The 20,938-nt window shown below is 55.1% G+C and carries 17 protein-coding genes, 1 tRNA gene and 1 riboswitch; of the genes, 2 read left to right on the forward strand and 16 right to left on the reverse strand.

Going from position 1 to position 20,938, the window contains the following annotated elements; all coding sequences use genetic code 11:
• Positions 1 to 175 precede the first annotated feature (175 nt).
• The 4 genes from ACR0QW_RS08005 to nifJ form a co-directional block, all read right to left on the reverse strand.
• Positions 176 to 250, reverse strand: a tRNA-Gly gene (locus ACR0QW_RS08005).
• A 23-nt stretch (positions 251 to 273) separates the two neighbouring features.
• On the reverse strand, positions 274 to 822 hold the full coding sequence (locus tag ACR0QW_RS08010) for a TIGR00730 family Rossman fold protein (protein ID WP_432643168.1): 549 nt from the start codon (positions 820 to 822) through the stop codon (positions 274 to 276).
• A gap of 31 nt (positions 823 to 853) precedes the next feature.
• A complete protein-coding gene (locus ACR0QW_RS08015; protein ID WP_432643169.1) occupies positions 854 to 2,458 on the reverse strand; it encodes a Na/Pi cotransporter family protein in 1,605 nt (534 codons plus the stop codon).
• A 228-nt stretch (positions 2,459 to 2,686) separates the two neighbouring features.
• Positions 2,687 to 6,205: a pyruvate:ferredoxin (flavodoxin) oxidoreductase gene (gene nifJ / locus ACR0QW_RS08020; RefSeq protein ID WP_432643170.1), complete on the reverse strand. Its 3,519-nt coding sequence runs from the start codon at positions 6,203 to 6,205 to the stop codon at positions 2,687 to 2,689.
• A gap of 226 nt (positions 6,206 to 6,431) precedes the next feature.
• Positions 6,432 to 6,528: riboswitch (TPP riboswitch) on the forward strand.
• A 70-nt stretch (positions 6,529 to 6,598) separates the two neighbouring features.
• On the opposite strand from nifJ, the gene thiC reads away from it, so the two are divergent.
• A complete protein-coding gene (gene thiC, locus ACR0QW_RS08025) occupies positions 6,599 to 7,909 on the forward strand; it encodes a phosphomethylpyrimidine synthase ThiC (protein WP_432643171.1) in 1,311 nt (436 codons plus the stop codon).
• Positions 7,910 to 8,008: 99 nt separating this feature from the next.
• Here the strand turns inward: thiC and ACR0QW_RS08030 are convergent, their stop codons facing one another.
• From ACR0QW_RS08030 to ACR0QW_RS08045, 4 genes are all read right to left on the reverse strand, one after another.
• Positions 8,009 to 8,464, reverse strand: coding sequence for a DUF340 domain-containing protein (locus ACR0QW_RS08030; protein WP_432643172.1), 456 nt, complete (start codon positions 8,462 to 8,464; stop codon positions 8,009 to 8,011).
• Positions 8,461 to 9,261, reverse strand: coding sequence for a DUF3100 domain-containing protein (locus ACR0QW_RS08035; RefSeq protein ID WP_432643173.1), 801 nt, complete (start codon positions 9,259 to 9,261; stop codon positions 8,461 to 8,463). The genes ACR0QW_RS08030 and ACR0QW_RS08035 overlap by 4 nt, the downstream gene beginning before the upstream one ends.
• Positions 9,258 to 10,586, reverse strand: coding sequence for an amidohydrolase (locus ACR0QW_RS08040; RefSeq protein WP_432643174.1), 1,329 nt, complete (start codon positions 10,584 to 10,586; stop codon positions 9,258 to 9,260). The genes ACR0QW_RS08035 and ACR0QW_RS08040 overlap by 4 nt, the downstream gene beginning before the upstream one ends.
• Before the next feature lie 176 nt (positions 10,587 to 10,762).
• On the reverse strand, positions 10,763 to 11,995 hold the full coding sequence (locus ACR0QW_RS08045) for a glycerate kinase type-2 family protein (protein ID WP_432643175.1): 1,233 nt from the start codon (positions 11,993 to 11,995) through the stop codon (positions 10,763 to 10,765).
• Between the two features lie 143 nt (positions 11,996 to 12,138).
• On the opposite strand from ACR0QW_RS08045, the gene ACR0QW_RS08050 reads away from it, so the two are divergent.
• Positions 12,139 to 13,188 (forward strand): mechanosensitive ion channel family protein, encoded by a 1,050-nt coding sequence (locus ACR0QW_RS08050; RefSeq protein ID WP_432643176.1) that lies wholly within the window; start codon positions 12,139 to 12,141, stop codon positions 13,186 to 13,188.
• A gap of 74 nt (positions 13,189 to 13,262) precedes the next feature.
• On the opposite strand, the gene ACR0QW_RS08055 is transcribed toward ACR0QW_RS08050, so the two are convergent.
• From ACR0QW_RS08055 to aroF, 8 genes are read right to left on the reverse strand one after another with little or no spacing between them, the layout of a single operon-like run.
• Entirely contained in the window at positions 13,263 to 13,763 is a 501-nt protein-coding gene (locus ACR0QW_RS08055) for a shikimate kinase (protein ID WP_432643177.1), read from the reverse strand.
• Positions 13,756 to 14,580: a shikimate dehydrogenase family protein gene (locus ACR0QW_RS08060; RefSeq protein ID WP_432643178.1), complete on the reverse strand. Its 825-nt coding sequence runs from the start codon at positions 14,578 to 14,580 to the stop codon at positions 13,756 to 13,758. Before ACR0QW_RS08060 ends, ACR0QW_RS08055 begins: the two co-directional genes overlap by 8 nt.
• On the reverse strand, positions 14,577 to 15,428 hold the full coding sequence (gene pheA, locus ACR0QW_RS08065) for a prephenate dehydratase (protein WP_432643179.1): 852 nt from the start codon (positions 15,426 to 15,428) through the stop codon (positions 14,577 to 14,579). The genes ACR0QW_RS08060 and pheA overlap by 4 nt, the downstream gene beginning before the upstream one ends.
• A gap of 4 nt (positions 15,429 to 15,432) precedes the next feature.
• Positions 15,433 to 16,521 (reverse strand): chorismate synthase, encoded by a 1,089-nt coding sequence (gene aroC / locus ACR0QW_RS08070; protein ID WP_432643180.1) that lies wholly within the window; start codon positions 16,519 to 16,521, stop codon positions 15,433 to 15,435.
• Positions 16,502 to 17,794: a 3-phosphoshikimate 1-carboxyvinyltransferase gene (aroA, locus tag ACR0QW_RS08075; protein WP_432643181.1), complete on the reverse strand. Its 1,293-nt coding sequence runs from the start codon at positions 17,792 to 17,794 to the stop codon at positions 16,502 to 16,504. The genes aroC and aroA overlap by 20 nt, the downstream gene beginning before the upstream one ends.
• Before the next feature lie 4 nt (positions 17,795 to 17,798).
• Positions 17,799 to 18,863 carry a 3-dehydroquinate synthase gene (aroB, locus tag ACR0QW_RS08080; protein ID WP_432643182.1) on the reverse strand — a complete coding sequence of 355 codons (1,065 nt, stop codon included), beginning with the start codon at positions 18,861 to 18,863 and terminating at the stop codon, positions 17,799 to 17,801.
• Positions 18,844 to 19,716: a prephenate dehydrogenase gene (locus ACR0QW_RS08085; RefSeq protein ID WP_432643183.1), complete on the reverse strand. Its 873-nt coding sequence runs from the start codon at positions 19,714 to 19,716 to the stop codon at positions 18,844 to 18,846. Before ACR0QW_RS08085 ends, aroB begins: the two co-directional genes overlap by 20 nt.
• The gene (gene aroF, locus ACR0QW_RS08090; RefSeq protein ID WP_432643184.1) at positions 19,716 to 20,729 is read right to left on the reverse strand and encodes a 3-deoxy-7-phosphoheptulonate synthase; all 1,014 of its coding nucleotides are present in this window, start codon (positions 20,727 to 20,729) and stop codon (positions 19,716 to 19,718) included. The genes ACR0QW_RS08085 and aroF overlap by 1 nt, the downstream gene beginning before the upstream one ends.
• Between the last annotated feature and the right edge of the window lie 209 nt (positions 20,730 to 20,938).

The following is a 20,938-nucleotide window of genomic DNA, read 5'->3' on the forward strand; positions in this document are numbered from 1 at the left end:
AATATCCATTCAGGATATCCTCCTTTCAAAATGAAGTGGTTGGTAGCCATCTTCATTTTACCAAAGGAGGATTTTTTGGTATAGCTAAAAGCTTTCCAGAACCCCACGCATAGCGTGGGGTTTTCAAACCCGACAAGAAAAACGCTGTCACCAGGTGACAGCGTCAACATTCAAATGGAGCGGAAAACGAGATTCGAACTCGCGACCCCCACCTTGGCAAGGTGATGCTCTACCACTGAGCTACTTCCGCATCGAACTTACTTATTCAGTATATTACAGTTTTGGCAGCGTGTCAAGGATAAATTTTTCAACAGCAGGGATGTCAGCCAGGAATGGAACCTTTTCCACCCATTCTTTCCACACAAATCCTTCTTCTGCCATTTTTTCCAGCAGAACCTTCAAGGGCTGGTAATATCCTTCGAAATCCAAGAAGGCAAAAGGCTTTTGCAAAAATCCCAGTTTGGCCTGGCTCATAACTTCGCTGATCTCCTCCAGGGTACCGATACCCCCGGGGAAAGCCAGGAACACGTCCCCCAGTTCCATCATTTTCTGTTTGCGCTGGGCCATGGTCTCCGTGACGATCAGCTCCTGGATCCTTTCGTGCTGCAGTTCTTTTTCTACGAAGAACCGGGGTTCCACCCCGATGACCCGGCTTCCGGCATCCAGTACGCCGTCAGCCAGCTGTCCCATGAGGCCGGTACGGCTGCCTCCATAAACCAGGGTGTGGCCATGCCGGCCGATCCACTGGCCCAGTCCATACGCATAACGGGCATAACAGGGCCTATTCCCCGGGTTAGCTCCCAGATAGACGGTGATTTTCATTGGTCCGCACCTCCATAAAATGGAAAAGAGCTTAAAAGTCTCCCAGTACCAGCTGAGAAATGTTTTTGCTGTGATCGCTGACCCGCTTCATGTTGATGAGCAGTTCCAGCATGACGAAACCGGTTTCCGGCGTACAGATGCCCTCGTTCAGCCGTTCCACGTGGCTCTTCCGCATGGCTTTCTGCTTGATCTTCACCTGATGGGAGAAGTCCAGGGATTCCCGTGCCAGGTCCTTGTCTTCCAGTTCCATGGCTTTCAGAGCCTTGGATGCGGCTTCCACCACCAGCACTTCCAGTTCCTTCATTTCCCGATTGGCTTCCGGAGAGAATGTGGTACCGTCTTCATGCATATTGCGTACCCGTTTGGCGATGATCTCTGCATGGTCCCCGATCCGTTCGATGTCATTGCAGGCATGGAGCAGACCCGTATGCAGATTGCTCATCTCCTTGGTCATATTCTTTTCGCTCATCTTGGTCAGGTACACGGTAATGGCCTCTTCCAGGCTGTCGATTACTGGCTCGTGCTCCAGGATGAATTCCACATCTTTTTTATTATAATCATCCACACAATGGAACGATTTCTGGATGTTTTCCAAGGCAAGGCTGCCCATGCGCACCACTTCTTTGGTAGCCAGGCCCAGGGCCACAGCCGGCGTACCCAGCACATTTTTGTCCAGGTATTTGGGCTGGTAGGAAATCTCGTTTTCTTCCCCAGGCATGATTTTCTTGATGAACCGGGTGAAGTACGGTGCCAGGGGCAGGAAGATACAGGTGTTCACCAGATTGAAGACGGTGTGGGCATTGGCGATCTGCCGGCTGATGCTGCCTGCCGGAGAGATGTACCGGATGAGTTCAATAAAGAAAGGCAGCAGGCACAGGGCGATGATGCTGCCGCACAGGTTGAACATCACATGGGAGCAGGCCACCCGCTTGGCATTCAAGCCGCTCTGCAGGGTTGCAATGACGGCCGTGATGCAGGTACCGATGTTATCGCCCATGATCACCGGGATGGCCCCCTCCAGGGGAATCAGTCCCTGGCTGGCCATGGCCATCAAGATACCAATGGTAGCAGAGGAGGATTGGATGACCAGGGTCATGCACAGACCGGTAATCAGGCCCAGGACGGGATGGCTGGAGAACCGGCTCAGATACTCCACAATCCGGGGATCGCTCCGCAGCGGAATCACCGAGTTGCTCATCATGCTCATGCCCAGCATCAGGATACCAAAGCCCAGGAGTACACAACCCAGTTTCTTCAGGGTCCGTCTCTTGCAGACGACCTGCATGACGAAACCGAGGGCGATGATCAGGGTGATGTAGTCGGTCAGATTGAAGGCAATCAGCTGGGCAGTCATGGTAGTCCCGATATTAGCCCCCATGACGATGCCGAACGCCTGTTCCAGGTTCATCAACCCGGCGTTGACCAGGCCTACGGTCATCACCGTAGTAGCACTGGAAGACTGGAGTACAGCGGTAACCCCTGCCCCCAAAGCCACCCCATAGATGGTCTTTTTGGTAAGCTGCCCCAGGATTTTCTGAAGTCTGGCACCGGCTGCCTGCTGCAGGCCGTCGCCCATGAGCTGCATGCCGTACAGGAAAAGTGAGATGCCGCCTAAAAACATGAAAAGCTGAACCAAGATGATCTCCTCCGCGAATAGCGCTATAAATTCTTTTCAATTATAGACAAAGAGAATATGTATACTTTTAAATTTTACCACATCTATTTCCGTTGCACCAGTAAAAAAGCGATACATGCAACATTCTGAACACTTTTTACAAAAGCTGTTCCGGATTTTCCAAAAAAACATAAAAATAACGGGACTGTCTTTCGACAGCCCCGTTACGGAACTCAAAGCCGAGGAGGATTAGTCTTCAGCGTCCAGTTTCACATAACCAGCCAGACGATCTTGAGCGTCTTTCTTGGTCTTGGCATACAGGTCTTCTGCAATGTCAGGGAAGCCCTTAGCCAGGGATGCATACCGTACTTCGCCCTTCAGGAAGTTTTCGAATTCATCGAAGTTCGGAGTCTTGGTGCTATCCAGGAAGAAGGACTTCTTGCCTTCCTTCTTCAGGGTCGGGTTGTACCGGAAGCAGGACCAGTAACCGCAGTCAACAGCAGCCTTGGCTTCCATGAAGGAGTGGTTCATGCCTCTCTTGATACCATGGTTGATGCAAGGAGAGTAGCAGATGATCAGGGAAGGACCATGATAAGCTTCTGCTTCTCTGATGGCTTTCAGAGCCTGGTTCTTGTCGGCACCCAGGTTGATTTGAGCAACATAGACATAACCATAGGTCATGGCCATCATGCCCAGATCCTTCTTCTTGGTTCTCTTACCGGAAGCAGCGAATTGAGCAACAGCAGCTTCAGGAGTAGATTTGGAGGATTGTCCGCCGGTGTTGGAGTAAACTTCGGTATCGAATACCATGATGTTTACATCGTCGCCGGAGGCCAGTACGTGGTCAACACCGCCGTAACCGATATCATAGGACCAGCCGTCGCCGCCGAAGATCCACTGAGAACGTTTCACGAAGAACTGTTTATCTTCATACAGTTTTTCCAGTTCCGGTTTGCCGGCTTTTTCAGCTTCCAGCAGTTCAACCAGTTTTTCAGCGCGGGCACGAGAGCCTTCGCCTTCGTCTTTGTTGGCGATCCAGTCTTCCATAGCAGCCTTCAGGTCGTCGGAAGCAACAGCTTCAGCAGCCTTCATTTCATCAACCAGACGATCGCGGACAGCTTTTACGCCCAGGTACATGCCCAGACCGTATTCAGCGTTGTCTTCGAACAGGGAGTTAGCCCAAGCAGGACCATGGCCCTTGTGGTTGGTGGTATACGGCATGGAAGGAGCAGCAGCAGCCCAAATGGAGGAGCAGCCCGTAGCGTTGGCAATCATCATACGATCGCCTACCAGCTGAGTTACCAGTTTGGCATACGGAGTTTCGCCGCAGCCAGCGCAGGCACCGGAGAATTCCAGCAGCGGTTGTTCGAACTGGGAACCCTTGACGGTAGCAGTGCTCATGGGGTTGGCTTTCGGAGCAACCTTCTTCACGCAGTAATCCCAGATCGGAGCGCGGCCTTCCTGAGTAGCGAAAGGTTTCATGGCCAGAGCCTTGTTGCCTTTCATGCCCGGGCAGGCATCCACGCAGTTGGAGCAGCCTTGGCAGTCCATCGGGCTTACGGTGATGCAGAAGTTCAGGCCTTTTGCACCCAGAGCCGGTTTGGCCTGCAGGCCTTCCGGAGCGTTCTTCAGTTCTTCGTCAGTCAGCAGGAACGGACGGATAGCTGCATGCGGGCACATGATAGCGCACTGGTTGCACTGGATGCAGTTTTCAATGTTCCATTCAGGAACGTTGATGGCAATACCACGTTTTTCAAAAGCAGCAGTACCGGACGGGAAGGTACCATCTACCTGACCCATCAGAGCGGATACCGGCAGGCTGTCGCCTTCCTGTTCCGTCATCGGGATCATGATGTTGTCGTAGAAGTCGTCACCGTTCTTCTTGTACAGCGGTTCATATCCGCAGTCAGCCCAGGAAGCAGGAACGTCAACCTTAACGATGGCGTTTACGCCCTGATCCACAGCGGCATTGTTCATGTCAACAACCTTCTGGCCTTTCTTGCCATAGGAAGTGACGATGGATTCTTTCAGGTATTTCACAGCATCTTCAACAGGGATTACGTTAGCCAGTTTGAAGAATGCAGCCTGCATGATCATGTTGATACGGCCGCCCAGGCCAATGCTGGAAGCGATCTTCACAGCGTCAATGGTGTAGAATTGGATGTTGTTCACAGCCAGGTATTTCTTCAATTGACCAGGCAGTTCTTTTTCCAGTTCTTCGCCGCTCCACGGGCAGTTCAGCAGGAATACGCCGCCTTTTTTCAGGCCGTTGGCTACGTTGTAACGATGTACATAAGAAGGATTGTGTACAGCTACATAGTCAGCGAAGTTGATCAGGAACGGCATATGGATCGGAGTGTCGCCGAAACGCAGATGGGATACGGTGATACCGCCGGATTTCTTGGAGTCATAAGCGAAGTAGCCCTGAGCGTATTTGTCAGTCTTATCGCCGATGATCTTGATGGCCATCTTGTTGGCGCCAACGGTACCATCAGAACCCAGGCCCCAGAACTTGCAGGATACAGTGCCTTTCGGAGTGATATCCAGAGTCTTTTCTTTCGGCAGGGAGGTGTTGGTCACATCGTCAACGATACCAACGGTGAAGTGATCTTTCGGTTCAGCAGCTTTCAGGTTATCGAAGATAGCCAGAACGTCGCCAGGATAGAATTCCTTGGAACCCAGACCATAACGGCCGCCAACGATCAGAGGCCGGTCAGCCTTGTTGTAGTAGAGGTCACGGACATCCAGGTACAGAGGTTCGCCATTGGAACCCGGTTCCTTGGTACGGTCCATAACAGCAATGCGTTTTACGGTCTTAGGCATTGCTTCGAAGAAGTGTTTAGCGGAGAACGGACGATACAGGTGAACGTTCAGGACACCGACTTTTTCGCCCTGGCCTACCAGGATCTTTACAACTTCTTCAACGGTCTGTGCGCCGCTGCCCATGATGACAACCACGTTTTCTGCATCGGGAGCACCGGTGTAGTTGAACAGTTTGTAGTCACGGCCAGTCAGTTTGCTGATTTCTTTCATGTAGCCTTCAACGATTTCCGGCAGAGCCAGATAATATTTGTTGACGGCTTCACGGGTCTGGAAGTCAATATCCGGGTTTTGGTTGGTACCACGGATTACAGGATGATCCGGGTTCAGCGCATGTTCACGGAATTTTTTCAGTTCATCGTAGTCAACCAGTTTTTTCAGATCTTCATAGTCCAGCAGTTCGATCTTCTGGATTTCGTGAGAAGTACGGAACCCATCGAAGAAGTTCACGAAAGGCACATGGCCTTTGATGGCGGACAGATGAGCAACAGCAGTCAGGTCCATAACTTCCTGAACGCCGCTTTCTGCCAGCATGGCAAAACCGGTTTGACGGGTTGCCATCACGTCACTGTGGTCACCGAAGATGTTCAGAGAGCTGGTAGCAACGCAACGGGCAGCTACGTCGAAAACTGCGGGCAGCAGTTCACCAGCGATTTTGTACATGTTCGGGATCATCAGCAGCAAGCCCTGAGATGCAGTGTAAGTCGTGGTCAGAGCACCGGAAGCCAGGGAACCGTGCACAGCACCGGAAGCACCTGCTTCGGATTGCATTTCCATGATTTGTACCGGACGACCGAAAATGTTCTTCTTGCCATGAGAAGCCCATTCATCACTGACTTCTGCCATCGGAGAAGAAGGAGTGATCGGGTAGATCGCCGCAACTTCCGTGAACGCATAAGAAGTATATGCGGCCGCGGTGTTGCCATCCATTGTCTTCATTTTTTTCATTTTCAAAAGCCCCTCTTTCTAAGAGATACTGACTACGATAGTAAGACTTCCATAGTCCCCCTAGTCGCCTATCATTATATATCAAATTGAACAGAATCTCAAATAAATTTTTTCTTATTTGTAGACAATTTATTGTGAATTGTCTAACATATTTGCGAACCGCTGACAGACTGCTGTTTTTCAAAATCCTATTGCATTCTGCCGCGTTTTTTGTTAAAGTTGAAATACAAATCACTAGGGGCGCGCTCGCTGAGAGACCTGACGGTCGACCCTTTGAACCTGATTCGGCTAATACCGACGAAGGAAAGTGGTAGGTTTGTTTTCAAAACCGCTTTCCTAATTAATTATTAGGAAGCGGTTTTTTGCATGTGTAAAAGGAGGAATTTTTTCATTATGATGACCCAGAGACAAGCGGCATTGAAAGGAATCATTACGGACCAGATGGCGGCCGTAGCCAAACAGGAAGGTGTAACGCCGGAATTCATCCGGGATGGTATCGCCAAGGGCACCATCTGCATCCCTGCCAACATCAACCATAAGAACCTGGTTCCCCGGGGCGTAGGTGAAGGCCTGTCCACCAAGGTGAACGCCAACATCGGTACCTCTTCCGCTTTTCCGGATCCGGAACCGGAACTGAAAAAACTGCAGGCTGCCATCGACGCCGGCGCTGATGCCGTCATGGATCTTTCCACCGGCAACAACATCGATGCCTCCCGCCGGGCCACCATCGCACATTCTACCATCATGGTAGGGACCGTACCCATCTACCAGGCTACTGTACAGGCCATCAAGGCCCATGGCAAGGTTACGGAAATGGACAAGGACGACATCCTGGCCACTGTGGAAAAGCAGGCCAAGGACGGTGCCGACTTTATGACCATGCACTGCGGCCTGACCCGCCAGTGCCTGCACAACCTGATCAACGAAGGCCGTGTCATGGACATCGTCAGCCGGGGCGGTTCCTTCATCTCCGGATGGATGCTGCACAACGGCAAGGAAAACCCCTTCTATGAATTCTATGATGAAATCGTAGACATCTGCGCCAAGTACGATGTGACCATCAGCCTGGGCGACGGCTGCCGGCCCGGCTGCCTGGCCGATGCCACTGACCGGACCCAGATCCAGGAACTGCTGAACCTGGGCGAACTGACCCAGCGGGCCTGGGCCAAAGGTGTACAGGTCATGGTAGAAGGCCCCGGCCACGTACCCTACAACCAGATTGCCACCAACATGCAGCTGCAGAAACGGCTCTGCCACGGTGCTCCCTTCTATGTGCTGGGGCCCCTGGTCACCGATATCGCTCCTGGCTATGACCATATCACTTCCGCCATCGGCGGTACCCTGGCTGCCGTCTCCGGTGCCAACTTCCTGTGCTACGTGACTCCTGCCGAACACCTGGGCCTGCCCGACATCGACGATGTGAAGGAAGGCGTCATCTCTGCCCGGATCGCCGGTCATGCTGCCGACGTGGCCAAGGGTCTCCCCTCTGCCGTTGCTCAGGACCTGGCCATGGCCAAAGCCCGGAAAGTGCTGGATTGGGAAAAACAGCTGAACCTGGCCATCGATCCTGAAAGAGCCCGTCAGATCCGTGCCGCCAAGAACAAGAGCAGCGAAGAATACTGCTCCATGTGCGGCGACTACTGTGCTGTAAAGATCATGAACGAGTACATGGACGAAGTCAAGGCAAAAAAGAATAATCAGTAAAAAGAAGGGGGTGCCTGGCCGGCATCCCCTTCTTAGTGGTTAAAAAAGAAAAGAGGTGGTGTGAATGATTTTTTTCACACCACCTCTTTTGCTTTTCCTTTAGATTTGGCCAAGAGCCCTTAAAATCGCTTCGGCAATGACGGCAGAACCCAGGTAGGTACCTACGAAGATTACACAGGCCAGGACCACGATCCTCCAGCCGGTCTTCTTGAAGGCATCCATTTCCTTACCGATGGAAATACCGGCGTAAGCCAGGATGGGCGTACACAGAGACAGGAAGCCGACTTTTTTCATATACATATTGACGACTTCCGAACCGGGGAACCCGGGGAAAGTCAGGATGCAGCCCAATGTAGTGATATAAGCCACCGCCGGGATCTTTCCGGGGATGACCCGGGCAGCGATGATGCCGGCCAGGGAAATCAGGATCAGGATGACCATGCCGGGCACAGCCTCCAGAAAGGGGATGTTGCTGGACAGGGCATTGGCCACCAGAGAAAGGATGGCGGTGATCACCAGGATCAGCGTTGTTTCAGGCAATGTATAGCTTTTCATTTTCCTTCCTCCTCCTTGGTCAGCACATGGCCGTATTTAATGATGCAGCATTTCTTATAGAGCCATTCCGTCAATGGCAGGGCCAGGAACACAGCCATATACACCCCGTCCAGACCGGACAGCATGTTGGAAGCGGTAGCGAAAGCTGCCATCTGATCAGCCATTTCCGGATACATGACAGTCAGAGTCCCCAGGGAAGCGGACATCATGCTGGCGCTCCCCACCCCGGAAGCCATGGCCAGAGAATAGGGATGGAAGATCTTCAGGGCTGCCAGGAAGGAAGCCATGATGCCGAAGAACACGGTGCCGCACACGGTACCGGCAATGTACACGCTCATGACACCCCGGCCTTCCGGGCTGTCCAGGCCATACCGTTCGCCGATCAGGGCCACATTGGGTTCACGGGCGATAGAATGGCCCGCACCGATGGTCTCCCGTTTCAGTCCGAAAGCTACGGCCAGGGGAACGCCCAGGAACACCGTGCCCAGGTTGCCGAATTCCTGCAGGACCAGGGCCGGGCTGGCACTGATGATCTTGGGCAGGGTGGGTCCCACCATCGTGCCGTACCGGGCCATGAGCAGCATCAGCGTGACGCCCACCAAGGAACCGGCATCTTCCATTTCTTTCTGTTTCGTAATCTTAAAGAAGTTGGGAGTGGTCAGGATACCCAGGATCAGGGCGTACAGCATGGGGACGAAAACCACTTTCCCCGGTCCCAGATTGAAGGATTTCGTTCCGATCAGTTCAGCGATGACCACCAGGGCCATGGCCGTGATATGCAGTTTCCAGTTAATCATGGCTCCTCCTCGTTAAAATAACCGTCCAGCTTGGCGATATACTGCTCCTTGGTCAGGGCTGGTTTGAATTCTTTCAGGATGCCCTCTGCTTCTTTGGCGTCATCGCTGAGCAGGTCGATGATCATACCGGCAAAGGCTTTGCCCGGCATCAGAGCGGCGGACTTGAAATCCACCACCTTGAAATCAGGGCCATGGAGCAAACCGTCCACGCCGCCGATGAAGGGATGGATGGCAGGCATCAGATGGGATACATCCCCCATGTCCGTAGAAGCACTGAAGTGGCCTGCATCGGTGATCTTCACGCCGGGGAAGGCATCCCTGGCATTGGCCACGAACAGGTCGTTCATTTCTCTGTTGCAGATGAGCGGCAGTTCCCCGGGCAGGGTATCGATGTTCACCTTGGCACCGATGGCCATACCGCCGGCTTTCAGGGCCGCATCCACCTTGGCGTTGGTACTGTCGATGGCTTCCATGGTCTTGGCCCGTACATAGGTTTCGATCCGCACGTCATCCGGTACGTTGTTCACCAGATCGCCGCCCTTGGTGATAATGGGATGGACCCGGACGGAATCCTGGTCCCGGAAGGTTTCCCTCAGGGCATTGATGCCCATGATTCCCAGCATGGCGGCATTCAGTGCGTTGATGCCCTGATCCGGAGCATCAGCCGCATGGGCGCTCTTCCCTACATACTGGATGGTCTTGCCGATGAACCCGTTGCTGCTGGAGCCCACAGCCACCAGCGGTTCCGGAGACTTTTTCCGGGAATGGATCATCATGGCCATATCGATGTCATCGAATTCCCCTTCGTAGATCAGCTCGCTCTTGCCGCACAGGAAATGGAGCTTGCCCTCTTTGCGCAGCTTTTTCCGGTAAGCCAGCTGGATGTATTCTTCCGCCGGCACCCCGAAAAACACCACGTTGCCGCACAGTTCCTTCATCACACCGGTCTTGGCCAGACCGTAGGCAGCTGCCAGCATGGAAGACTGCTGCATATGGTGGCCGCAGGCGTGGGCTGCGCCCGTATCCGGGTCTGCTTTGGGATGATCCGGACAGCCGATGGCATCCAGTTCGCCCAGCACAGCCACGGTAGGACCGGGTTTGCCGCCCTTTAATATGCCCTTCACGGCAGTGATGGCCATGCCCTTGCGATAGGGAATCCCCAGTTTGTCGAACTGGGCCGCCAGTTTTTCAGAAGTCTTGAATTCCTTGAAACCATATTCCGGTTCCGAAGCCACATCCTCCGCATAAGCCCGCAGTTCAGGCTCCGATGCATCGATCATGGCAAATACTTTTTGTTTCAGTTCTTCTTTATCCGTGATGACCACTCCCCTAAGTAAAAATTTATGTACGCTCTCATCATACTCTTATTTCACATTTTTATCAACAATTTGTTTTTATTTTTTCATATGAACGATAAATTGTTGCATTATGTGGAAAAAGAAAGGGGCTGTCGCATCGTACAGTCCCTTTGCTCCTGTCCATAGCCAATGGCTTTCTTTCCTTATTTTTCAATCAGCAGCACACTCAGATCATTCACATTGGTCCCAGTGGCGCCGGTGATGAGCAGGCCCCCCGTCTTTTCCAGGGCATGATAGGCATCGTTCTGATCCAGCACGTCAGAGATCCCCACGCCCATTTTGGCCAGATTCTCCTTCGTGGTCCCGTCGGCAAAGCCTCCGGCCGCATCCGTGGGTCCATCGGTGCCGTCACTGCCAAAGGAAAATACGGCCGCATTCTTCAGCCCGGCAATGCCGTCAGCCGCCGCCAGGGCGATTTCCTGGTTCCGTCCGCCCTTGCCCCGGCCGTGGAGGTGCACCACCGTTTCGCCGCCGGCCAGTACGGCCAGCTTCCTGCCGCTGTGGGCATACTGCCGCCCAATGGCCGCCAGGAAATTCCCGGCTTCCTTGGCCTGGCAGTTCAGGCTGGTGGTCAGGAGCATCGTTTCATAGCCCATGCTTTCTGCCGCCTTCTGCCCGGCTGCCGCCAGTTCCGTCACGCTGCCTGTGATCACAGTTTCCACATTCTCCAGCTGCTTCGGAGTTTCCTCCCGCAGGGCTTTTTCCGCATCCTCCGGCAGCATGATCTTGTATTTGCGGATGACTTCCAAAGCTTCCTCACAGGTGGAGGAGTCCGGATAAGCCGGTCCGGAGGCGATCATATCCAGCGGGTCACCGATGATATCGCTGAGGACGATGGCATAGACTTTGGCCGGAGCGCACAGTTTGGCGAACTTGCCGCCCTTCACGCTGCTCAGACGTTTCCGCACTGTATTCATGGACACGATGTCTGCCCCGCTGGCAAGCAGATCCGATGTGATGCTCTGGAGTTCCTTCAGAGAAATCAGCGGCTTTTCGAACAGAGCGGAACCGCCGCCGCTGATCAGAAACAGTACTGTATCATCGGCTCCCAGATCTTTCACCAGGTCGATGGCCCGCTGGGTAGCTTTTAGAGAGTTCTCGTCAGGCACAGGGTGCCCGGCTTCCCAGATTTCCAGAGGTGCCAGTTCCCCTTTGCTGTGCCCGTATTTCGTGATCACGATGCCTGCCGAAATCCGGCCGTCCAGGATGCCCACAGCCGTCCTGGCCATTTGCCAGGCTGCCTTGCCGATAGCCACCACCACGATCTTCCCCTTGCCGAATTCCTTATGTTCCAATGCCTTGGCTACAGCCGCGTCCGGCAGTGAAGCCTGGATAGCGCTGTGCATGATTGTTTCCGCATCTGTGCGTAAAGACATTCCCATTTCCCCCTCAAACGAATTTACAAACTTGTTTTATTATACCATATTCTTGCACCCCCTGTAGCAGGAATGGTACAATGGAAACCAGCAAAAAGACGGAAACCAGCTGATGCTGGCTGAAGAATAAAGGAGTATTTCCCATGACCCTCTACAATGATTTTCTGGCCTGGCTGCCGGCTCTGTCCATCCTGGCCGTTACTATCCTGTTCTATATCGGGTTCCGGATCGTCAGCATCCGGATGATCCGGTTCATCCTAGATAAGCTGCCCTTTGACGCAGACGAGGACATTGCCGCGGCCCTGTACCGCCCCGGCCGTATGGCCATCGTGGTATTCGGCGGCTACACGGCCCTGGCCAGTTCGCCTCTTGAGCGTCTGGTTGCCACTGCTTTCGTCTCCAACCTGATGGCATCCTGCCTGGTGATTGCCTTCTACTGGATCCTGTACAACTTCAGCTCCACCACCAACGTGATCTTCAACCATTTCTTCACCAAAGCCGGCAGGAAACTGGATCCGGCCATCGGCAGCCTGTTCTCCTCCTTTTTCCACGCCCTGATCATCTTCTTCGCCGTAGCCACAGTACTCAGTACCTGGGGATTCAACATCAGCGGGTTCATTGCCGGTCTGTCCATCGGCGGCCTGGCTGTTTCCCTGGCGGCCAAGGATTCCCTGGCCAACATCTTCGCCTGTCTGGTGATCCTCATGGATCAGCCCTTCCACGTGGGCGACTGGATCATCTGCAACAACATCGAAGGCATCGTTGAATCCATCTCCTTCCGCAGCACCAACGTGCGGACCTTTACCCAGGCCCTGGTGTACATCCCCAATTCCCTGATTATCAGCACCCCCATCCAGAATTTCACCAACCGGGATATGCGGCGGCTGGAAATGACACTGGGGGTCACCTATGACGCCACCCGGCAGCAGCTGCAGGCCCTGGTGGAAAAGATCACCGCCTATCTGAAGGCCGATCCGGACATCCTGGATGACGGCATCACGGTGGCCTTCGCCAACATGGGCGCCAGCAGCCTCGACATCAGCATCGTGTGCTACTGCCGGCACACCAGCTATGACAAATACATGAAAAGCAAGGAAAAGATCAATCTGGAACTGCTGAAGCTGCTGGAAGAAACAGGCACCAGCGCCGCCTACCCCAGCACCAGCGTATATATCGAAAAAACGGGAGCGTGAAAATCACACTCCCGTTTTTGGGTTACAGACAATGAGCCAGAAGAAACCGGCTGAACGCCGGCATTGGATGAGATTCAGATTCCCAGTTTATGGATCAGATTGACCATATATTGTGTCGTCTTATCGAAATCTTCGTCCACAGGAATGGCATAGTCACAATATTTCAGGTACAGGGGCATCCGTTCCTTATATAATTGGGTCAGCCGGTCTTCTGCAGAATTCAGCAGGGGCCGGCTGGTTTTGTCCACACACCCGGCAATGGCTGCCAGTTCCCGGTTCAGAAAGAAGATCTTCCCTGTTTCCTGCAGGCATGCTATGTTCTCCGGGCGCTTCACCACTCCGCCCCCGCAGGAGATGATGATGCCGTCCCTGGCAGCCAGGGTGCGGATGGCTTCCGTTTCTGCACTCCGGAACACATCCTCCCCTTCCTGGAACAGGCTCTTGATGGTGCGCCCGGTCTGCTGTTCCACCACATCATCCGCATCGATGACGGGCCGGCCCAGTACCTCGCTGAGTTTCTTCCCGATGGTGGTCTTCCCTGCCCCGGGCATGCCGATGAGTACAATATTAGCCATGGAATGAATCCTCCAGTTGTTTCATGATTTCCGGGATCAGCTCCGGATCCAGTTCTTTCTGCTGCCAGATTTCTTCCGAGGCCACAGCCTGGGCCACCAGCATGTACAGCCCGTTGCAGGTTTTCGCCCCGCTTTTCCGGGCATCGGCCAGGAACTGGGTCTCCCTGGGATTGTAGATGATGTCCACCGCCGCTTCGCAGCCCGCCGTAAAAGCCGCTGGTACCGGGCTCACCCCCACTTTGGGGAACATACCCACCGGCGTGGTGTTGATGATCACCTGGCTGCCGGGTTCCGCATCGGCATAGAGCCGCACCTGGGCATCCGGACGCTGGGCCAGGAAGTGCCGCAGGCTCTCGTTCGCCTGTTCCGGGTGCCGGGACAAAATCTGGATGGTCTTCGCCTTCCGGTCGGTTACCACCTGAAGTACGGCCTTGGCCGCTCCTCCGTTGCCCAGCACAGTCACGGTCTTCCCGTCAAGGGAAATCCCCGCCGCCTGGAGCATCCGGTCGAAGCCCAGATAGTCCGTATTGTAGCCCTTCACTCCTTCCGGCGTGAAAAACAGGGTATTCACTGCCCCGATTTTTTCTGCCTCCGGTGCGACGCTTTTCAAATAGGGGATTACTTTTTCTTTATAGGGGATGGTCACATTGCTGCCTGTGAGCCCCTCTCCGTTTTCCTGGATAAAAGCTGCCACCTGGTCCGGTTCCCGTTCCAGCAGGGTATAAATGTCCCCCCTGCCCAGGGTCCGGAAAATGGCTTCATGGATCTGGGGCGACAGGCTGTGCCCCAGGACCCGTCCTAACAATCCGAATTTCATGATCTGGCTTCCTTTCCATGGTCGGCCCGGTAGTTCCCCAGGATCTTGCATTCCGTAGTATCTTCCGGCAGATCGACCAGTGCCTTCTGCACGGGTTCATCCGTCAGATGGCCGGTAATGTCTATATGAAAATAATATTCCCAGGGCTGGCCGGGGATGGGCCGGGATTCGATGTTGGTCATGTTGATCTGGTACCGGGCGAAATGGGACAGCACCCGGTACAGGGATCCGGGCTGATGCTTCAAACTGACGATCAAGGTAATCTTGTCCGCATCCGGGGCCAGTTCCTGCTGCCGGCTGATGATGATGAACCGGGTGTAATTGCTCTGATTGGTATTGATGCCCCGGGCCAGGATGGCCAGACCATATTGCTCCGCCGCCTGGGCTCCGGCTACAGCCGCTTTGTGGAGTTCCTTCTTTTCAGCCACCATTTCCGCAGCCTTAGCCGTATTGTAATAATTGAACTGCCGCATGGCCGGATGCTTCTTAAAGAAATCCCGGCACTGGGAAAAGCCCTGGGGATGAGAGTACACTTCCGTGATATCCTCCATTTTCGCCCCGGGCAGGCCCAGCAGGCAGTGTTCCACCTTCACGATTTTCTCACCCACGATAAAGGCTCCGTACCGGCGCACATGGTCGTACACCTCGGTGATGCCCCCGGTGGAGGAGTTCTCGATGGGCAGCACGCCATACCGGACCGTACCGTCCATGACCGCCGCCACCACATCTTCAAAGATCATGAAGTTCTGAGCCCGGACCAATTTTCCCTCGAAATACTGCTGCAGTGCCAGGTGGCTGTAAGCCCCCGGCACCCCCTGATACCCTACGGGGATGATTTCCTGTGTCATATGCCTACCCCCGTTCCGCCATATAGAACAGATCCAGCAGGGTCCAGGCCGTCACAGCCTCCACCACCGGGATGGCCCGGGGCAGGATGCAGGGATCATGCCGGCCAGTGACTTCCAGGGTGGTATCTTCATGGGTCACCACGTTCACCGTATGCTGGGTCTTGCCGATAGAAGGCGTGGGCTTGATCACCAGGGTGAACACCAGGGGCATGCCGTTGGTGATGCCGCCGGTAACGCCGCCGTTGTGGTTGGTAGTACACACCACGTTCCCATCCCGGTACTCCATGGGGTCGTTGGCTTCACTGCCCTGCATCCCAGCCAGACCGAAGCCGTCTCCAAAGGCGATTCCCTTTACCGCCGGCACAGAGAACAGGGCATGGCTCAGCCGGCTTTCCACAGAGTCGAAATAAGGTTCGCCCAGCCCTGCAGGAAGACCGATGGCCATACATTCGATCAGTCCGCCCACGGAATCCTTTTCCTTCTGGGCATCCGTCACCGCCCGGGCCATTTCGTCCCGCACTTCCGGATCGAGCACCGGCAGGGTCTGTTCCGCCATGGAACGCAGGGTCTCAGCAGTTTCTCCCAGAGGATCGAACCGCTTGTCCCTGATGGCGGCCAGCGCTGCCACATGGGCTCCCACTGTTACGCCTTTTTCCGCCAGCAACTGCTTGGCCACAGCTCCGGCAAATACCAGAGGTGCCGTAAGGCGGCCGGAAAAACTGCCGCCGCCCCGGTAATCGTTGCAGCCATGGAATTTTACATAGCCCGGATAATCCCCATGGCCCGGCCGCATGATTTCCTTCATCTTGTTGTAATCTCTGGAATGGGCATTGGTGTTCACGATCCGGGCGCACAGGGCCATACCCGTGGTCTTCCCGTTGAAGAACCCGCTTTCGATGGTGAAGCTGTCCGTTTCCTTCCGGGGTGTGGCCAGTTTGCTGCTGCCCGGTGCCCGCCGTTTCATTTCTTTCTCGATGGCCGCCAGATCCAGCTCCACGCCGGCCGGCAGTCCGTCCATGACCACTCCGATGGAGGACCCATGGGATTCTCCGAATATGGTCAGCTTGATCCGCTCACCCATTACACTGCTCATACTGTCCTCCTAAGGTCTTGAAATCCTGCCAGAATTCCGGATAGGATTTGGAAACACATTCGGCGCCCACCAGGGTCAAAGGCTCCCGGCACTGGATGCTGGCCACTGCCAGGCTCATGGCAATGCGATGATCATTCCAGCAGTCCACGATGCCCCCGTTCAGCTCTTCCACCCCGTCGATGGAAAGACCGTCCGGTTTTTCTGTGATACGGGCCCCCAGCTTATTCAGCTCGGTGGTCATGGCCTTCAGACGGTCACATTCCTTCAGCCGCAGCCGTTCCGCATGGATGATCTCCGTGTGGCCCTGGCTGAGCGCCGCTGCCACGGTAAGCACCGGAATGATGTCCGGGCAGTCCGCCGCATCGATGGTGGTACCCAGGGAAATGGCCGGGCGGCTTATGAGGGCGCCTTTCTCGAAGACTACCTGACCGCCCATCCGCTGCAGGATGGGAATGATGGCCTTATCCCCCTGGAGGGAATCAGGATCCATGCCCAGAAGGCCGATGCTCCGGCCCAGCATGCCTGCCGTCAGCCAGAACGCCGCCTGGGAGTAATCTCCTTCCACGGCCCCGGTACGGGGCTGGTACTGCTGATTCCCGGGAATCATATATTTGCGGAAATCTTCATGCTCGATGGTGATGCCGTACTTCTGCAGGGCGGACAGGGTCAGAGCGATATAGCTCTGGCTTTCCAGCCTGCCGGTGATTTCCAGGGTGGAATCCCCCGGCAGCAGGGGCAGGGCAAACAGCAGACCGCTGATGAACTGGCTGCTCACATCCCCCGGCAGGGTAAAATGGCCGGGTTGCAGCGGACCCTGCACCACCAGAGGGAAATTCTCCTCCATGCCGCCCTTCTGGAACGCCAGGCCCTGTTTTTCAAAGATGGCTTCGTAGGGATCCAGGGGCCGGCTGCCCAGTTTGCCGGAACCGGTAAAGGTGAATCTCTCTCCGCTGAGGGCTGCCAGCGGAATCAGGAAACGCAGAGTGGACCCGGATTCTCCACAGTCCAGCAGGCTGCCTGTCTGACGGGGCCGTCCGCCTTCTACCACAAAGCCGGTCCGCCCCCCTTCCTCTTCCAGAGGGCTGATCAGGGCGCCCAGCTGGCGCAGGCATTCACAGGTAGCCAGGATATCCCTGCTGACACTTACCTGTTCCACCTGGCTCCTGCCCTGAGCCAGAGCGGCGCAGATCAGGTCCCGGTGCCCCATGCTCTTGGAGGAGGGGACCCGGATCGTTCCTGTGAGAGAAGCCGGTTCAATGCGTAACGTAGTCATGCTTTCATCCTTTCACATAGGGTTCCAGATCAGCGAAGGCCACTTTTTTCAGCAGGCTCTTCCCGATTTCCGGTACGATCACCAGGGTAATCTGGCTGCCTCTTTTCTTCTTGTCCATCTGGATGCCTTCCAAAACGGCGGCATCGGGAATGGGATCTTCCGTTGGGATGTGATACCGTGCCAGCAGGCGCTGGATGCGTTCCGCCGTCCCCGGCTTCGTCAGCCCCAGTTTTTCCGTATTCCGGGTCAGGCGCACCATGCCGATGGCCACCCCTTCCCCGTGGGTATATTTTTCATAATGATAGTACCGTTCCACCGCATGGCCGATGGTGTGGCCAAAATTCAGGACCATCCGGGCACCTACATCCCGTTCGTCCTCCTCCACCACCTTGACCTTCAGCCGGCAGCAGGCAGCACTGATCTCCGTCACATGCTGGAGGATGTCCTCATCGCTGCTCCACTGCTCCAGGGCTGCGAACAGCTCAGGATCCCCGAAGGCGGCACACTTGATCACTTCCGCCAGCCCGTCATGGAGATAGCGGGGATCCAGGGTGCGCAGCAGGTCCGGATCCATGAGCACGCCTTTGGGCTGGTAAAAAGCACCCACCAGGTTCTTGCCTTCGGGCAGGTCCACAGCCACTTTGCCGCCCACGCTGCTGTCGATCTGGGCCAGCAGGGTAGTGGGCACCTGGATGAAGGCCACACCCCGCAGAAAGCTGGCCGCCACGAAACCGCCCAGATCTCCGGGCACGCCGCCTCCCAGGGTAATCACCAGGTCGCTGCGGGTCATGCCGAAATCGGCACAGGCCCGTACCAGGCGGGTGAAGGTCTCCAGATTCTTGTGATCCTCCCCGGCTGCCATCACCAGCCGGCGCACCGTAAACCCCTGGGTTTCCAGTTGCTGCTGGAGTTTTTCCCCATACAGGGCATCCACGGTATGGTCCGTGATGATGGCCGCTTTTTCAGCCCTGGACAGCGCCCGGATTTTTTTGCCCATCTCCGGAAAGGAATGGACCGCAATTTCGATATCGTAGGATTTCTTCCCCAGATCAACGAAGATTTTTTCCATAGAACATGTCCCTCCTTTTCTTTTTCGCCTGGTCCATCATGCGCACCAGTTCATCTGCATCTTCCTGCTGGAGAGCACTCTTCCACTTCTCCAGCTGCTGTTCCATTTTGTTGATTTCTCCGATTACCGGTCCCTTGTTCAGCAGGAACAGGTCGCTCCACAGGGCGGCATTGATGTCCGCAACCCGGGTGGCATCCCGGAAGGAACCGGCCACGAAATACTTGGTATTCTCCTGCATGGAATCGCTGTTGATCAGGGACACCGCCAGCACATGGGGCAGGTCGCTGGTGTAGGCGATGATGCTGTCGTGTTCTTCCACGGTCAGCTCCACCACCCGGGCACAGCCCAGCTCATAGGCCATATCCCGCAGCCACTGTTCATGCTCCGGCTTGTTGTTTTCCCGTTTGATCAGGATGAAATTGGCCCCCTGGAAGATCTGGGAAGTACTCTGGCTGTAGCCCTTGCCTTCCCGGCCTGCCATGGGATGGGTGGGCACAAAGTCCATGTCCGGTCCCAGCAGGGCATCGATTGCATCGGGGGTAGAACCCTTGATGCCCATGACATCCGTCAGCAGTACATCCGGCCTGAAATACTGCCGGTTGTCCTTTACAAAGGGCACAAAGGCACTGGGGTACATGCAGCAGATGATCACATCCGCCTCCCGGAGCAGTTCCGGCTTGTCGTCGGCCAGCTCATCCACATACCCTTCATCTTTCGCCATCAGAGAAACGATGTGATTCTGATCCAGCCCGATCACCCGCTTCACTTTCTGGGCTTTCAGGGCTTTGGCATAGGAACCGCCGATCAGCCCCAGTCCGATGACGGCAACAACGGTATCCTGCAGTTTTTTCATTATAATTCCCTTCCTACGGCCGGAGCCAGTACTTTCAGTTCCCTCATCAGCTTGGCGAATTCCGGCAGGGACAGGCTCTGTGCCCCGTCGCACCAGGCGTGCTTGGGATCGTTGTGGGTTTCGATGATCAGGCCGTCAGCCCCGGCAGCGATGGCCGCCTTGCTCATGGTGGGTACCATCCAGGCCTTGCCCGTAGCATGGCTGGGGTCTACAATCACCGGCAGATGGCTCAGCCGTTTCACGGCCTGTACCGCGGACAGGTCCAGGGTATTCCGGGTATAGGTCTCGAAAGTACGGATACCCCGTTCACACAGGATGACGTTCTCATTGCCCTCGGACATGATGTATTCCGCACTCATAAGCCATTCTTCGATGGTGGCAGACATGCCCCGCTTCAGCAGGATGGGCTTTTTCAGCTTGCCCAGTTCCTTCAGCAGGGTGAAATTCTGCATGTTCCGTGCCCCCACCTGGATCAGATCCACCTTTTCCACGAATTCATCGATTTTGTCAGCACTCATGATTTCCGTCACGATGGGCAGATGGTTTGCTGTGCCGGCCTTGCGGATCATATCCAGGCCCTTGTCACCAAGCCCCTGGAAAGAGTACGGAGACGTACGGGGTTTAAAGGCCCCGCCCCGGAGCATACCGGCACCGCTGGCTTTCACGGAAGCGGCAATGGTATCCATCTGCTCCTGACCTTCCACAGAGCAGGGGCCGGCAATGATTGCCAGTTTCCTGCCCCCCACCTTCACGCCGTTAACGTCGATGATGGAATCATCGGGATGAAACATCCGGTTGGCCCGTTTGAAGGGTTCCTGCACCCGCATGGCCTTTTCCACCCATTCGTTGACCATGAAATCTTCCGGATCCAGTACACTGGTATCCCCTACAATGCCCAGTACTTCCTGGTTTTCACCGATGCTGTCGTGGATGGTGAAACCTCTGGCTTCCAGGCTCTTCTTCAGTTTTTCGCTTTCTTCTCTGGGCGCACCCTTCTTCATTACAACGATCATGTTCGTTTCCTCCCGTTCTTCTCTTCTTTCCTGCTTTTGTTTTCCTACTTTCCTACCTTGCTTCTCCTGCACAAATCAAAACTACCCGTATAACGGGTAGTTTGCTCTGCGGCTATAAGCCGCGTTACCTGCCTCGGCCTTAAGGCCCTAGATTTAAAGGCTACCAACCGCACTACATTTCCTGGCAGCCCCTCACTCGAGGGGCTTAT

Origin of the sequence: Acidaminococcus sp. (assembly GCF_050873445.1) — a bacterium.
In the GTDB taxonomy this organism is placed as follows: domain Bacteria; phylum Bacillota; class Negativicutes; order Acidaminococcales; family Acidaminococcaceae; genus Acidaminococcus.